This is a genomic window from Pseudomonas sp. AC136 (assembly GCF_979258585.1).
Genome location: NZ_OZ409865.1, coordinates 2,870,804 through 2,883,309, shown reverse-complemented (window position 1 = coordinate 2,883,309; position 12,506 = coordinate 2,870,804). Strand labels below are relative to the sequence as shown.

15 protein-coding genes and 1 tRNA gene are annotated in these 12,506 nt (G+C 60.9%); 8 read left to right on the top strand and 8 right to left on the bottom strand.

The features are described from left to right. Positions 1-28 precede the first annotated feature (28 nt). The 4 genes from ACZZZU_RS12925 to ACZZZU_RS12910 all read right to left on the bottom strand — a co-directional run bounded on the left by ACZZZU_RS12925 (position 29) and on the right by ACZZZU_RS12910 (position 3,580). A complete protein-coding gene (locus ACZZZU_RS12925; protein WP_463550812.1) occupies positions 29-688 on the bottom strand; it encodes an endonuclease in 660 nt (219 codons plus the stop codon). A 407-nt stretch (positions 689-1,095) separates the two neighbouring features. Next, positions 1,096-1,851, bottom strand: coding sequence for a COG4705 family protein (locus tag ACZZZU_RS12920; protein WP_463550811.1), 756 nt, complete (start codon positions 1,849-1,851; stop codon positions 1,096-1,098). A 188-nt stretch (positions 1,852-2,039) separates the two neighbouring features. Next, positions 2,040-2,600: an NADPH-dependent FMN reductase gene (locus tag ACZZZU_RS12915; protein ID WP_463550810.1), complete on the bottom strand. Its 561-nt coding sequence runs from the start codon at positions 2,598-2,600 to the stop codon at positions 2,040-2,042. A gap of 80 nt (positions 2,601-2,680) precedes the next feature. After that, on the bottom strand, positions 2,681-3,580 hold the full coding sequence (locus ACZZZU_RS12910; protein ID WP_463550809.1) for a LysR family transcriptional regulator: 900 nt from the start codon (positions 3,578-3,580) through the stop codon (positions 2,681-2,683). Positions 3,581-3,752: 172 nt separating this feature from the next. Here ACZZZU_RS12910 and ACZZZU_RS12905 point away from each other — a divergent pair, with 172 nt between their 5' ends. The 3 genes from ACZZZU_RS12905 (at position 3,753) to ACZZZU_RS12895 (ending at position 6,053) form a co-directional block, all read left to right on the top strand. Further along, positions 3,753-4,841 carry an extracellular solute-binding protein gene (locus tag ACZZZU_RS12905; RefSeq protein WP_463550808.1) on the top strand — a complete coding sequence of 363 codons (1,089 nt, stop codon included), beginning with the start codon at positions 3,753-3,755 and terminating at the stop codon, positions 4,839-4,841. 11 nt (positions 4,842-4,852) lie between these two features. Then, positions 4,853-5,812, top strand: coding sequence for an agmatinase (gene speB, locus ACZZZU_RS12900; RefSeq protein WP_463550807.1), 960 nt, complete (start codon positions 4,853-4,855; stop codon positions 5,810-5,812). A gap of 82 nt (positions 5,813-5,894) precedes the next feature. Next, positions 5,895-6,053 (top strand): YqaE/Pmp3 family membrane protein, encoded by a 159-nt coding sequence (locus tag ACZZZU_RS12895; protein ID WP_074939855.1) that lies wholly within the window; start codon positions 5,895-5,897, stop codon positions 6,051-6,053. 60 nt (positions 6,054-6,113) lie between these two features. Here ACZZZU_RS12895 and ACZZZU_RS12890 read toward each other — a convergent pair whose 3' ends face one another. The 3 genes from ACZZZU_RS12890 to gcvA form a co-directional block, all read right to left on the bottom strand. Further along, positions 6,114-6,614 carry a hypothetical protein gene (locus ACZZZU_RS12890; RefSeq protein WP_122492006.1) on the bottom strand — a complete coding sequence of 167 codons (501 nt, stop codon included), beginning with the start codon at positions 6,612-6,614 and terminating at the stop codon, positions 6,114-6,116. A 99-nt stretch (positions 6,615-6,713) separates the two neighbouring features. Beyond that, positions 6,714-6,914 carry a YjfB family protein gene (locus ACZZZU_RS12885; RefSeq protein ID WP_122492005.1) on the bottom strand — a complete coding sequence of 67 codons (201 nt, stop codon included), beginning with the start codon at positions 6,912-6,914 and terminating at the stop codon, positions 6,714-6,716. Positions 6,915-7,103: 189 nt separating this feature from the next. Further along, positions 7,104-8,069 carry a transcriptional regulator GcvA gene (gcvA, locus tag ACZZZU_RS12880; protein WP_463550806.1) on the bottom strand — a complete coding sequence of 322 codons (966 nt, stop codon included), beginning with the start codon at positions 8,067-8,069 and terminating at the stop codon, positions 7,104-7,106. 270 nt (positions 8,070-8,339) lie between these two features. On the opposite strand from gcvA, the gene ACZZZU_RS12875 reads away from it, so the two are divergent. The 5 genes from ACZZZU_RS12875 to ACZZZU_RS12855 all read left to right on the top strand — a co-directional run bounded on the left by ACZZZU_RS12875 (position 8,340) and on the right by ACZZZU_RS12855 (position 12,348). Then, the gene (locus ACZZZU_RS12875) at positions 8,340-9,191 is read left to right on the top strand and encodes a transporter substrate-binding domain-containing protein (protein ID WP_163016475.1); all 852 of its coding nucleotides are present in this window, start codon (positions 8,340-8,342) and stop codon (positions 9,189-9,191) included. 70 nt (positions 9,192-9,261) lie between these two features. After that, on the top strand, positions 9,262-10,230 hold the full coding sequence (gene speB, locus ACZZZU_RS12870; RefSeq protein ID WP_463550805.1) for an agmatinase: 969 nt from the start codon (positions 9,262-9,264) through the stop codon (positions 10,228-10,230). Then, complete coding sequence (locus tag ACZZZU_RS12865) at positions 10,218-10,868, top strand: amino acid ABC transporter permease (RefSeq protein ID WP_463550804.1); 651 nt, start codon at positions 10,218-10,220, stop codon at positions 10,866-10,868. The genes speB (ACZZZU_RS12870) and ACZZZU_RS12865 overlap by 13 nt, the downstream gene beginning before the upstream one ends. Before the next feature lie 10 nt (positions 10,869-10,878). Next, positions 10,879-11,538: an amino acid ABC transporter permease gene (locus ACZZZU_RS12860; RefSeq protein WP_463550803.1), complete on the top strand. Its 660-nt coding sequence runs from the start codon at positions 10,879-10,881 to the stop codon at positions 11,536-11,538. Between the two features lie 9 nt (positions 11,539-11,547). Then, positions 11,548-12,348, top strand: coding sequence for an amino acid ABC transporter ATP-binding protein (locus tag ACZZZU_RS12855; protein WP_463550801.1), 801 nt, complete (start codon positions 11,548-11,550; stop codon positions 12,346-12,348). A 77-nt stretch (positions 12,349-12,425) separates the two neighbouring features. On the opposite strand, the gene ACZZZU_RS12850 is transcribed toward ACZZZU_RS12855, so the two are convergent. After that, positions 12,426-12,502: transfer RNA gene (locus tag ACZZZU_RS12850), tRNA-Ile, on the bottom strand. Positions 12,503-12,506: the final 4 nt, after the last annotated feature.

Sequence of the window (12,506 nt, the reverse complement as noted above, 5' to 3'; positions counted from 1 at the left end):
TGCCGCCCAACTGCGCCACAGGGTCGGATTACTCCTGAGTCAGCTGTTCCGCCGCCGCCGGCGCGTCGATAAACCGATTGCGCGTGCCTTGCAACGCTTCAATCTGATCGTTGCGCGCTTTTTCCTCGGCGTCCGGCGGATCGAGCTGGCTCCAGCGCTTGTACATTTGCAGTTGGCCCACCACCGGCAAGCCGTACTCGCTGCGCATGTAAAAGATCGCCCGCGCGACGTTGCCTTTGGCCGAATCCGGCGGCTCGATCAGTTGGAAGCTGGCTTTCAATTGGCAGCCGATATCGCTGAATTTGCTCGACACGTCATCGCCCAATTCGCCGAATTGCGCGTTGCGGCGCGCCAGTTCGACCAGGGTCAGGGCGGGGTACATGTTGTGCAGGTCGCTCAACATATAGGGATATTGCGGGTTGGCTTCGGCGCACTGGCTATCGGTGACGCAGCGCAAGGCCGATTTTATCTGCTTGGCCGTGTAGACCAGGCTCGCGGCCACCTGCCCGCGTTCGCTCACAAACGGCTTGGCGCAATAGAGCGTGGTACCGCCTTTGGGGTAGAGCTGCTTCCAGAAGAATTGGTCGACGGCGATCTTGGGGTCAGCCAGCTGGTTTTGTCCGCCGGCTGAGGCGCCGCCACTCATGCAAACCGATAAACCAGCCAGGGCAACTGCTACTGCGCGCATGAGACATGAACCCCAAAGTACTGCATGGACGGCGGCGTGGTTTTTAGATTTTGTAGGACAATGCGAGTCTAACAAGAGCCCGTTCGCAAAATAAAGCAGACCTAAGGCATGGTTTAAACCTTTGTAAGCCAAAGCTTACAAAGCGTGCTGCTTATCGCCGCTACCGCAGGTAATAACGCCTCGTTATTCTGTTGCACATGGACGTTGTGCACGGAAGCGCCAAGGAACCAACACGGATACGCTGGATTTCCACCAGGATGGTGGATGACTACGGATGTCAGGACACAGTCTGCAAAGCCCCGCCTCGGCGGGGTTTTCTTTTTTCTGCCTTTCTGTTTTCACTGCGCTTTGTTGAGCGTAATGAAAAACACCGGCGCAAGGCCGGTGCTTTTTGAAACGTCTGACGGCTACGCCAATCCCAGGGCGTTTTGCTGCGCTCGACGGTTTCTGACCACGGTCGCGGTAATCACCAGCGCCAACAGAATGACCGCCAGCACCGCCGACGAGCCGATAGTGCCGAAGTCCAGCCCACCTTTTTCGTGCGGCTTGGTCAGCACGTCGCCCAACGTCGCGCCGAACGGGCGAGTCAGTACAAACGCCAGCCAGAACAGCAGCACCGACGAAATGCGCGTGTAGAAGTGCGCAAGCACCACCACGCCAATTGCCCCGCCGATAAGCAGCGCGCCGCCGGCAAAGCCCAGGCCCGAGTCGTCCGCCAGGAAATCGCCCAGCGCCGTGCCCAGCGTGTTGGAGAACAGAATGGCGACCCAGTAGAACAGCTCACCTTTGGTGGTGTTCACCCGGTCTACCGACAGCGAGCCTTCGCTCCAGCGCCAGGTGGCCAAGGTCACGACCAGCAAGGTAACGAGCAGCGCCGAACCGGTGGCGTAACCGAGGCCGAGGGTGCGGTCCATGAAATCGGACATCGTGGTGCCCGCCGTGCTGGTGGAGAGAATGACCAGCCAATACAGCATGGGGTGGTAGGTTTTGGCTTTGAGCTGACCGATGAGCGTCACCAGAAACGCGGTGATCAAAATCATTGAGCTGATGGCGTAGCCGACGTTAAGGGTCATCGACAGCAAGTCGCCGGCGGTTTCGCCCAGCGTCGTTGCACAAATTTTCATCACCCAGAAGGCCAGGGTGATCTGCGGAAGTTTATTCATCGGCGTGCATCCTGAGAGGCGTTGGAGTACGAGTGCGCACGCCGGACGAGCCCCTATCGGACAGTCGTTACGGCATGTTTCCGAGCGCAGGATGCAAAGGCGAGGGTGAAAAGAAGGTCAACGGCACATGAAAAATTCGTGGAAGGCGTGGCGGCCGGCTCGTTGCGAGCAGACCGCCGCGTGGCGCATCAGCCCTTGCTATGCAGCGCAACCCACTGGGCGTAGGTGTTGATGAACTTTTGCAGGAACGGTTTGATGCCATCGCTCAGCGTACCGTCTTCGCTGAAAAAACTGCCGGCGCCACCCAGATAAGCTTCTGGCTGCTGGAGCATGTGCACGTCGAGAAACACCATGGACTGGCGCAAATGATGGTTGGCGCCAAAGCCACCGACCGCACCGGGGGACGCGCTGACCACCGCACCGGCCTTGCCGCTGAACGCGCTTTGGCCATACGGGCGCGAGCCGACGTCGATGGCGTTTTTCAGCGGCGCTGGTACCGAGCGGTTGTATTCCGGGGTGATAAACAGCAGCGCATCGGCGCCTTTTACCTGGTCACGAAAAACGGTGTAGGCGGGCGGTGCCGGCGTGACGTCGATGTCTTCGTTGTACAACGGCAAGTCGCCAATCTCGACGATTTCAAGCTTCAACGAGGCGGGCGCCAGGTCCGCCAATGCCAGGGCCAGTTTGCGGTTGATCGAGGCTTTACGCAGGCTGCCGACCAGCACGGCGACGCGGTGAACTTTGCTCATGGTGACTCCTTGGTTGAGGCGAACGGATGAACAGCTTGCAACTATAGCCAGCCATCGCCCAAACGCCTGTGACAGACCGTTCAGTTGACCCCGAACACGCTAAATAAGTCGGCCACAAACGCCTTCTGCGCTTCGCTGGGCTGGCGACCGCGATGACTGCCCACATGGAACTGCACGGCAAAGCCCAGGCTGTGCGGTAGCACCGCCCTCAGCTGGCCACTCGCGACCCACGGCGCGGCGACATGAGTGGGCAGATAACCCAAGTGCGCGCCCGACAACACGAACGCCAGCGAGCCCTCAACCTGCTCGCTACGCGCGCTGCTATTGGCCGACTGCCAGGGTTCGTCCAGCTGCAAAAAACGGTAGGGATGGTGCACGCCGTCCTGGTCATGCAAGTCTTCCAGCCGCAGCTTCTTGCGCTCGAACAACGGATGGCCGCGCCCGCAATACAGCGCCTGGTCTTCGCTGAATAACGGACGGTGCTCAATGGCTGGCTGGGCCCCGGAGAAATAACCGACGGCCAGATGCAACTGATCGTGCAGCAGACGACGCTCCAATTCAGCCGGCGTGGCGCTGAGCAATTCGATATGCACCGCCTGATTACGCTGGCGAAACAAGCGAATGGCGCTGCCGAGGCGGTCGAGAGTGCTCGGGTCCAGCGCCTCGGAAATGCCGATGCGCAGCTCGCCCAATAGCTTGTCCGCCATGCCCTGCGCTTCGCCCTTGAACACCTCGATGGCAGCGAACAACTTGCGCGCCGCCAGCACCACTTCTTCGCCCTTGGGCGTCAGGCGAAAGCCCGCTTTGCCGCGCTCGCACAAGCGAAACCCCAAGCGCGTTTCCAGCTTGGCCATCTGCGTGCTGATGGTCGATTGGCCGATGCCCAGCTCACCCTGCGCCGCACTAAAGCCGCCGCTTTCCGCCACGGTCATAAACAGCCGCAGCAGTTGTAAATCGAGGTCTCGTACTTGGCTGAGCATGGCGGCTCCAAACATTGATGGGCATCGATGCCAGGTTACATCACTTTGCATTTATTCAACGCAAAGGCCGGCGCAGTATCCCTCCCATCCAGAGCCTCCTGGCGCCGCGAAGAACGCGAAGCGCCCCTGCGAGAGGAGCGGTCCACCGTTATCTGCCGGAGGAGCTTGAACCATGCGAATTTCCACCTGCGCCTTAGTGCTTGCCGCCACGTTGCCGCTGCATCTGCATGCCGAAGACAAGGCGCTGAACATCTACAACTGGTCCGACTACATCGGCCCTCAAGCGCTAAAAGGCTTCCAGGCCGAGACCAGCATTCAAATCAAGTACGACGTGTTCGACAGCCCCGAAGCCCTGGACAGCAAATTGCTCACCGGCGGCAGCGGCTACGACCTGGTGTTTCCCGCCTCAAGCGGCCTCGCGCGCGCCGTGAAGGCCAAAGCGCTGCAGCCCATCGACGCCGCGAGCTTGTCGCTGTACCCGAACCTGGACGCTGAGCTGCTGGCCAAACTTGCCACCTCCGATCCCGGCAACCGCTACGGCGTGCCGTTCACCTGGGGCACGGTTGGCTTGGGCCTTAATAAAGAAGCGGTGACCAAACGGCTGGGCGGCGACGTGCCGCTCAACACCCTGGATGTGCTGTTCAAACCCGAGTACGCCAGCAAGCTCAAAGACTGCGGCATCGCGGTGCTCGACTCGCCGCAAGAAGTGATCAGCATCGCCCTCAACTACCTGGGCCACGACCCTTACAGCACCGAACCGGCCGATTTGAAAGCGGTTCAGCAACTGCTCGCCGGGCTGCAGCCCAACGTGCGCTACGTGGCGTCCGGCCGGCAGATCGACGACCTGGCTAAAGGCGAAATCTGCATGGCGCTGAGCTACAGCGGCGATGCCGCTACCGCCGCCGCCCGGGCCGTGGAAGCCAAGCAGCCCTTTGAAGTGGTGTACCGCATTCCGCGCGAAGGCACGCTGGTGTGGTTCGACACCATGGCCATTCCGGTAGACGCCCCGCATCCCAAAGCAGCGCTGGCCTTTATCAACTACATGCTGCGGCCCGAAGCCATCGCCGAAGTCACCAACACCGTGTACTTCGCCAACGCCAACAGCGCGGCGACCGCGCTGGTTGACCCCGCCGTGGCGGCCGACCCCGACATTTACCCGCCTGCCGAGATTCGCGCGCGGCTCTTCAGCGAACACCTGCAACCGCTGGCCGCACAGCGTGAACGCACACGCCTGTGGACCGCCTTTCGCACCCACTACTAAGGAGCACCGCAATGGACCAAGCCTCACGCAACGACCAGGCGCTTACCCGCGAGAGCCTGTACGGCACGGCGGCGGAATCGACCTACGGCGGCATCACCAGCTTTATGCGCCGCCGCTACAGCCGCGACCTGTGCGGTGTGGATGTAGTCGTCAGCGGCGTACCGTTCGACACCGCCACCACCAATCGCCCCGGCACGCGTTTCGGCCCGCGCGCCATTCGCGCCGCTTCCACGCAAATGGCCTGGGCCCGGCATTTCCCCTGGGAATTCGACCCGTTCGACGAGCTGGCCGTGATCGACTACGGCGACTGCGATTTCGACCATGGCCAGCCGCAGCTAACCCCCGGCGCCATCGAAGCCCACGCCGACGAAATTCTGGCCGCAGGCTGCGCCATGCTGACCTTGGGTGGCGACCACTTCATCAGCTACCCACTGCTCAAAGCCCACGCCAAAAAACACGGCGCGCTGTCGCTGATCCACTTCGACGCCCACAGCGACACCTGGCCCGACGAGGAGGTGCAGCGCATCGACCACGGCACCATGTTTTTCCACGCCGCCCGCGAAGGCTTGGTCGACCCGGCGCGCTCCGTGCAGATTGGCCTGCGCACCACCAACGACGACGTGATGGGCTTCCAGGTACTCGACGCCCCGCACGTGCACCGCCACACGCCCGAGCAGATCGCCGAACAAATCCGCGCGCGCGTCGGCGACCATCCGGTGTACCTGACCTTCGACATCGACTGCCTCGACCCGGCCTTCGCCCCCGGCACCGGCACGCCGGTGTGCGGCGGCTTGACCAGCCATCAGACGCTGGAAATCCTGCGCGGTTTGCGCGGCATCAACCTGGTGGGCATGGACGTCGTCGAAGTGGCGCCGCCCTACGACCATGCGGAAATAACCGCGCTGGCAGGTGCGACCATCGCCATGGAAATGCTTTGCCTGTACGCGGCGAAACATACGCACAAAGGTTGAGAAAAGACTTAGGTTGAACCAGACACGAGCGTGGCAGGTCGGTTATGGGGTACGTTTTTCCACTTTAAAAGGAACCTGAATCATGGACCTGATCCGCATCCTGATTGCCATTCTGCTGCCGCCGCTGGGCGTCTTCCTGCAGGTCGGTTTTGGCGGCGCGTTCTGGCTGAACATCCTGCTGACGTTGTGCGGCTACATTCCGGGCATCGTTCACGCCGTGTACATCATCGCCAAGCGCTAAAACCGTTCCGGCACAAAAAAGCCCCGCAGCGAGCGGGGCTTTTGCGTTTTTGGGTGGCTGTTACAGCGTGGGCTGGATGTCGCCGGCGTCGTCCGCCAACAGCCCCAACGAGAAACCGGAAATCGACGCAATGGTGCCGCGCCACAGCAAGCCCTCGCTCGCCGGCATTTGCCCGGAGGGCGTACTCAACTTGGCATCTTTCAAATGCAGATACTGCACAGGCGGCGGCGTTTCGCCATCGGACTTCGGCAACCGCGACTTACCCAACTCGGCATAGTGCGCGCGCAACCGATCGGCATCAGCCGCTGGCCACGAGCTGGAAAATGACTCACCGAACAACTGGAAATACTGTTCAACGCTGATCAAGATTCCCGAAATCATGCCCGCTGGCGTCGACAAGGTGACGCCCACTTGCAGATCGGTCTCATTGGTCAGCCGCACCAGATCCTGCAAAAACCAGTCAGTGGTTCGACCGTGCCAGGCCAGGTCCTTCATCACCGGATCGACCAGATCGTCGGCCACTTGCTGATGCCAGCTTGGTTTTGCATTGTCCTGAGTCATCTTCGCTCCATGCTGCCGATGAGGGCAGATTAGTCATTACGGGTGTCTTGTTATAAGCCCAGTGTAGGCAATGCCCCACGCACTAAGCCAATTCTGCCGTCAGACCATTACATCAATAGAGTTACCGAGATTCGGCGGATTACTCGGCAGCGCCGACAACTCAGGAATCGCCTCAATCAACGCCATCGCGCTTTCCGACTGAATATCCAACGTCTTATTCAGAATCTTGATCGACACATCAGAAGCAGTCTTCGCCATCTGCGCGCTCGAAGCGGCTGCGGCAACGCTTGAAACATCCATACAGACCTCCGGATTTTTCCATCCTACAAAGTCGACTGATCCGCGCGGCGCTTAGTTCAACTCCAGGTGCGGCGGGCGGGCAGTGTTGAACAGGGGTTATCGGCAGGGGAGGAGGGGGCTGGAGGGGCCGTCTGTCGTGGGGCGCAAAGGGACGGGTTTGTGAACTTGGGATGCCGCACGGAGCAAGCACTATAGGCGCTCAGCACCTTCCGCCAACGCCTGGGCGGGGCCGGTAATGCGCTCGACGCTTTGCTGGTGCTGGAACTCCAGCGCCTGTTCCTGCAGCCAGGTGCAGAACGCTTGAATCTGCGGGCGGTTGGCCAGTTTTTTTAGAAATACGGCATAGACGCCGTCATCCTCGACCACGTCGTTGAACAACGGGATCAGCCGCCCGCGCGCCACGTCTCCGGCCACCAGAACGTGACGCCCAAGGGCCACGCCTCTGCCGTTGAGCGCCGCCCCCACTATTAAATCCGCCTGGTTGAAACGGTAGCCACCGCTGCAATCCACATGGCGCACACCCCGTTCCGTTAACCAGCTTTGCCAGGATGTGGCGAGCTTGGCGTGGGGCAGGGAATCGTGCAGCAGCACGGTGCGGCGCAGGTCGCCGGGTTCCCGCAGGTCTACTTGCTGCAGCAGCGCCGGGCTGATTACCGGGTAGATATAGTCGCGAAACAGCAGATGCTGTTCCGTTGCCGGTTGCTCTGCCTTGCCGTGGCAAATGCCGATATCGACGATTTCGTTGTGGAAGTTTGGCTCGGCAAACTCCGCGATCAGATGCAGCGCAATGTGCGGATGCTTGCTATGGAAGTCGTGCAGCCGCGGCATCAGCCAGCGGTTAGCAAAGGACGGCATGCAATACACCGTGAGCTTGCTTTGCTGGCTACGGGTGTCGATATCTCCCAGGGTTTCGCTGAGCATCCCCAGCGCCGAATGCACCGCCGGATACAACTGGGTGCCGGGCTCGGTGAGCAGCAGTTGGCGGGTGCGCCGCTCAAACAGTTTGTAGCCCAGGCGATCTTCCAACTGAATGACTTTCTGGCTCACGGCGCTTTGTGAAACGCACAACTCATCGGCAGCCAGCGTGAAGCTCAGGTGCCTGGCAGCGGCCTCGAAATAGCGCAGCGCTTCAAGTGGCGGAAGGCGAATGGACACACAAGCTCCTAGGGCGAAATAGAGCGCGCGTGTTGGTGGGCTCTGGCGAGACTTAACCTGAGCACGCAACGTGCCAAGCCTTTGAGCACCGGCCGGAGCGAGCGGGCCGGCCGGCCACGTCCTGCTTACTGAAAAGGCGCTGCGCCAACATGGGGCATTAGCCCACCTTATGCATGGTTATTAGGAGATACAGTTTGTTGCGCCCCGAGCCGCTGCTCGAAGATGACTCCAGCCTTCCAACCAAGCCGTCCACCGCCGGAGCATGTGCGTATGACCCCCAGGACCGTTTCTCCCCTGAAAAAACTGCTGTGCATGGCGGGCCTGTTACTCGCCGCCGCCCATGCCCAGGCTGACCTCCTTGACGAGATCAAGAGCCGTGGCGAAATCGTGGTCGCCACCGAAGCGCGCTACGCGCCGTTTGAAATGCTTGAAGACGGCAAGATCGTCGGCTACGGCAAAGACATGCTCGACGAAATTCTCAAAGACTTGCCCGGCGTGAAGCTCAAGCAACTGGACTTGCCATTTCAGAGCATCCTCGCCGGCTTGAACGCCAAGCGGTACGACATTGTTGTGACCTCGTTGATGATCACCCGCCAACGCCTCGATGCGTACGCATTCACCAACCCCATTTCCGACGCTTCGGTCGCCATCCTCAAACGCAAGGCGGACGACAGCATCAACAGCCCGGCAGACATGGCAGGCAAGATCATCGGCGTGCAAGCCGGCTCTGCGCAGGGCGCGGCGGTACGCAAATTCGAGAAAGAAGTGCTGGCACCCAAGGGACAGAAAGTCGCCGACATAAAGGAATTCACCGATTACAACGAGGCCTACGCCGCCCTGGCTTCACGCCGTGTCGACATCGTGCCGCAGGCCCTGCCCAACCTGTCTTCGGTGGTGAAATCGCGCCCGGACATGTTCGCCATTGTGCAACCGCCTTTCGGCGACAAGAGCTACTACGCCTGGGCGGCACGCAAAGAGGCGGAGTCAGCATCGTTGGTGGCCTTCTTCAACGCCGGAATCCTCAAGCTGCAGAAGAGCGGCAAGCTCGCCGAGCTGCAGATGAAGTGGTTCGGCTTCACCATGGATGTGCCTGAGGGCGTGCTGCCCGAGCCGCTGAATTAACGCACCGCATCCGCCTCTGTCCGGGCTGCTGCGCTGGCCGCCCGGTTTACCTTCCTGTTGGAGCCAGGCCATGAGCGCCGATCCGAAAACCCAGCCGCGCTACACCGGCATCGCGACCTTCATGCGCACACCGTTCAGCCCACAGTTGGCGGATGTAGACATCGCCCTGGTAGGCATTCCCTTCGACGGCGGCGTTACCAATCGTCCCGGCGCGCGCCACGGCCCGCGTGAAGTGCGCAACCAGTCGAGCCTTATGCGCATCATCAACCAGGCCACCGGCGTTGCCCCATTCGAGCTTTGCCGTGTCGCCGACGTCGGCGATGCCGTACCGGAAAGCCCTTTTGAATTAACCGCGGCGCATGACGCGATCCAGGCTTTCTACGAACCGCTCTGCGCCGCCGGCATCGTGCCGCTGTCGGTGGGTGGTGATCACTCCGTAACCCTGCCGGTGCTAAGAGCCCTGGCGAAAAACGGCCCGTTGGCGCTGGTGCATTTCGACGCCCACTGCGACACCGGAGACTTCTACCTGGGCTCGCGTTTCCACCACGGCTCGCCCTTTAAAGTGGCGGCCGAGGAAGGCCTGATCGACCCGCTGAAAACCATCCAGATCGGTATTCGCGGCAGCATCACCGACCGCGATATCTGGAAGTTCAGCTACGACAGCGGCATGCGTGTGGTCAGCATCGAAGAGTTCTATCAACTGGGGCTGCCAGCGGTAATAGCCGAAATTCACCGCGTGGTGGGCGACAGTCCGGTGTACGTCACATTCGATGTCGACGGCCTCGACCCCGTGTACGCACCCGGCACGGGCACACCGGAAATTGGTGGCTTCACCACCTTCGAGGCGCAACAAATGATGCGCTCGCTAGCCGACCTCGACATTGTGGGCGGCGACGTGGTGGAGGTTTCACCGCCCTTCGACCCCAGCGGCAACACCGCCTTGGTGGGCGCCACGATGCTGTTCGAGTTGCTGTGCGTGACCGCCGTGGCCTGGCAGCGCCGCCAAGGTGGCGCTGAGGCGCGCGCATGTTCGACCTGAGTGTCGTGCTCGGCTACCGGGGCGAGCTACTGCATGGCCTATGGATGACGGCCTGGATTTCCGCGCTGGCCATCGTGCTCGGGTTCGGCATCGGCGTGCTGGCCGGGGTCGCGCGCGTGTCAGGCCACCCGGTCGCGCGCGCCGTCGCAAGCTTCTACATCAGCGCCTTGCGCGGCACGCCCCTGCTGGTGCAACTGGCCGTGATCTTCTTCATGTTGCCGCTGATCGGGATAAACCTGCCGGCGTTACCCGCCGCCATTCTTGCTCTGGCACTCAACAGCGGCGCTTCCCAGGCCGAGATCTTGCGCGGCGGCTTTGAAACCCTGCCGCGTGGGCAGACCGAGGCCGCCTGGGACATCGGCCTCGACCGCTGGCAGATCCTCCTGCACGTGCAACTGCCGCAAGTGGTGCGTGCAACGATTCCGGCGCTGGTAAACGAAACCATCGACATCATCAAAAACTCGTCGCTGATCTCCACCATCGCCGTCACCGAATTGATGCGCATCGCCCACACCTATTCCTCTACCACCTATAGGCCGCTGGAGTTCTTCACCGCCGCAGGCCTGCTGTATTTGCTGCTGACCTTGAGCGTCAGCCACGGCGGCAAGTACCTGGAAAAGCGGCTGAGCACGCGCTGATGGACGGCCTATGAACCTGCACCTTTATGTGAGCTACGGCCCGCTGCTGCTGCAAGGCCTGCTTTTTACGCTGCTGGCCAGCGCCGGCGCGCTGCTGATCGGGCTTCTGTGGGGTTTGCTGTTGTGCCTGCTCGGACAACTGAATAACTGGCTGACGCGCCTGGTCTACCAGCTCTACGTCACCTTGTTTCGTGGCACGCCGCTTCTGGTGCAGATCTACCTGGTGTTCTACGGCGGGCCGTTTATTGGCATCGAACTCAGCGCACTGCAAGTTGGCATCGGCGGTCTGGGGCTCTACAGCGCCGCGTACTTCGCAGAAATCTTTCGCGGCGGTTTCTTGAGCGTACCGCCAGGGCAAATCGAGGCCGCCCGCGACCTGGGATTTTCCCGCTGGCAAGTACTAACCCACGTAAAACTGCCCCACATGCTCGGCCTGATCCTGCCGTCGATCGTCAATCAGACCATCTTGCTAGTGAAGGAGTCGGCCATTCTCTCAATCATCACCGTGCCGGAAATGATGAGCGCCGCCAGCCGCATGTCCACCGAGACCTTTTCCTTCATCGAACCCTACCTGTTTCTAGGCCTTACCTACTGGCTGATCACCTTCGCACTGGCGCGCACCGCGCGGCTGCTGGAACGGCGCACTCGGCGCTACCTGCCTGGAACCTGAGGATATTGCATGCGTGAACTAGGCAAACCGGTCATCAAACTGGTGGACGTGAAGAAAAGCTTCGGCAGCAATGCCGTGCTCAAAGGCATCAGTCTGGATGTGCACAAAGGCGAAGTGATGTGCATCATCGGCGGCTCAGGCTCGGGCAAAAGCACCCTGCTGCGCTGCATCGACTTTCTTGAAACCTACGACGGCGGCGAAGTGCAAGTGCAGGGTCGGCTGATCGGCTACGGCTCCGACCCTGCCGGCAACCTCACCCGGCTTCCCGAATGGGTCGTGCAAAAAGACCTCGCCAACGTCGTCATGGTGTTCCAGCAATTCAACCTGTGGCCGCACAAAACCGTGCTCGAAAACGTCATGGCACCCCTGCGCCTAGTCAGCCGCATGGACGCCGCAACCGCCAAGACCAAAGCTCTCGAAGTCCTGGACAAAGTCGGCATGGCCCACAAAATCGACGCCTACCCCAACACCCTTTCAGGCGGCCAGCAACAACGCGTCGCCATCGCCCGGGCGCTTGGCCGCGAGCCGAAAATCATGCTCTTCGACGAACCCACCTCAGCGCTCGACCCGGAACTGGTCGGCGAAGTGCTAAAAGTCATGCGCACCCTCGCCGCCGATGGCATGACCATGGTCATCGTCACCCACGAAATGGGCTTTGCCGCGCAGGTAGCCGACAAGGTAGTGTTTTTGGCAAATGGAATGATCGAAGAACAAGGAGCGCCGGCGGACCTGTTCAACCGGCCGCAGTCGGCGCTGTTGAAAAGCTTTTTGGCGACGTGGGCGGAGAGGAATGTGGGATTTGTGGGGTGATAGGGAAGCCGGAAGGGACGAAGGCTGGAGAGATCTGCAGAAACGAAAAAGCCGCGCATTCAGCGCGGCTTTTTATTTGGTGGGCCCACACGGACTTGAACCGTGGACCAAAGGATTATGAGTCCTCTGCTCTAACCAACTGAGCTATAGGCCCTCAG

What these genes read in the sequence shown, in the direction of transcription:
- ACZZZU_RS12925 (WP_463550812.1), bottom strand. Translation starts at nt 688, where the DNA reads ATGCGCGCAGTAGCAGTTGCCCTGGCTGGTTTATCGGTTTGCATGAGT.
- ACZZZU_RS12920 (WP_463550811.1), bottom strand. Translation starts at nt 1,851, where the DNA reads ATGAATAAACTTCCGCAGATCACCCTGGCCTTCTGGGTGATGAAAATT.
- ACZZZU_RS12915 (WP_463550810.1), bottom strand. Translation starts at nt 2,600, where the DNA reads ATGAGCAAAGTTCACCGCGTCGCCGTGCTGGTCGGCAGCCTGCGTAAA.
- ACZZZU_RS12910 (WP_463550809.1), bottom strand. Translation starts at nt 3,580, where the DNA reads ATGCTCAGCCAAGTACGAGACCTCGATTTACAACTGCTGCGGCTGTTT.
- ACZZZU_RS12905 (WP_463550808.1), top strand. Translation starts at nt 3,753, where the DNA reads ATGCGAATTTCCACCTGCGCCTTAGTGCTTGCCGCCACGTTGCCGCTG.
- speB (WP_463550807.1), top strand. Translation starts at nt 4,853, where the DNA reads ATGGACCAAGCCTCACGCAACGACCAGGCGCTTACCCGCGAGAGCCTG.
- ACZZZU_RS12895 (WP_074939855.1), top strand. Translation starts at nt 5,895, where the DNA reads ATGGACCTGATCCGCATCCTGATTGCCATTCTGCTGCCGCCGCTGGGC.
- ACZZZU_RS12890 (WP_122492006.1), bottom strand. Translation starts at nt 6,614, where the DNA reads ATGACTCAGGACAATGCAAAACCAAGCTGGCATCAGCAAGTGGCCGAC.
- ACZZZU_RS12885 (WP_122492005.1), bottom strand. Translation starts at nt 6,914, where the DNA reads ATGGATGTTTCAAGCGTTGCCGCAGCCGCTTCGAGCGCGCAGATGGCG.
- ACZZZU_RS12875 (WP_163016475.1), top strand. Translation starts at nt 8,340, where the DNA reads ATGACCCCCAGGACCGTTTCTCCCCTGAAAAAACTGCTGTGCATGGCG.
- speB (WP_463550805.1), top strand. Translation starts at nt 9,262, where the DNA reads ATGAGCGCCGATCCGAAAACCCAGCCGCGCTACACCGGCATCGCGACC.
- ACZZZU_RS12865 (WP_463550804.1), top strand. Translation starts at nt 10,218, where the DNA reads ATGTTCGACCTGAGTGTCGTGCTCGGCTACCGGGGCGAGCTACTGCAT.
- ACZZZU_RS12860 (WP_463550803.1), top strand. Translation starts at nt 10,879, where the DNA reads ATGAACCTGCACCTTTATGTGAGCTACGGCCCGCTGCTGCTGCAAGGC.
- ACZZZU_RS12855 (WP_463550801.1), top strand. Translation starts at nt 11,548, where the DNA reads ATGCGTGAACTAGGCAAACCGGTCATCAAACTGGTGGACGTGAAGAAA.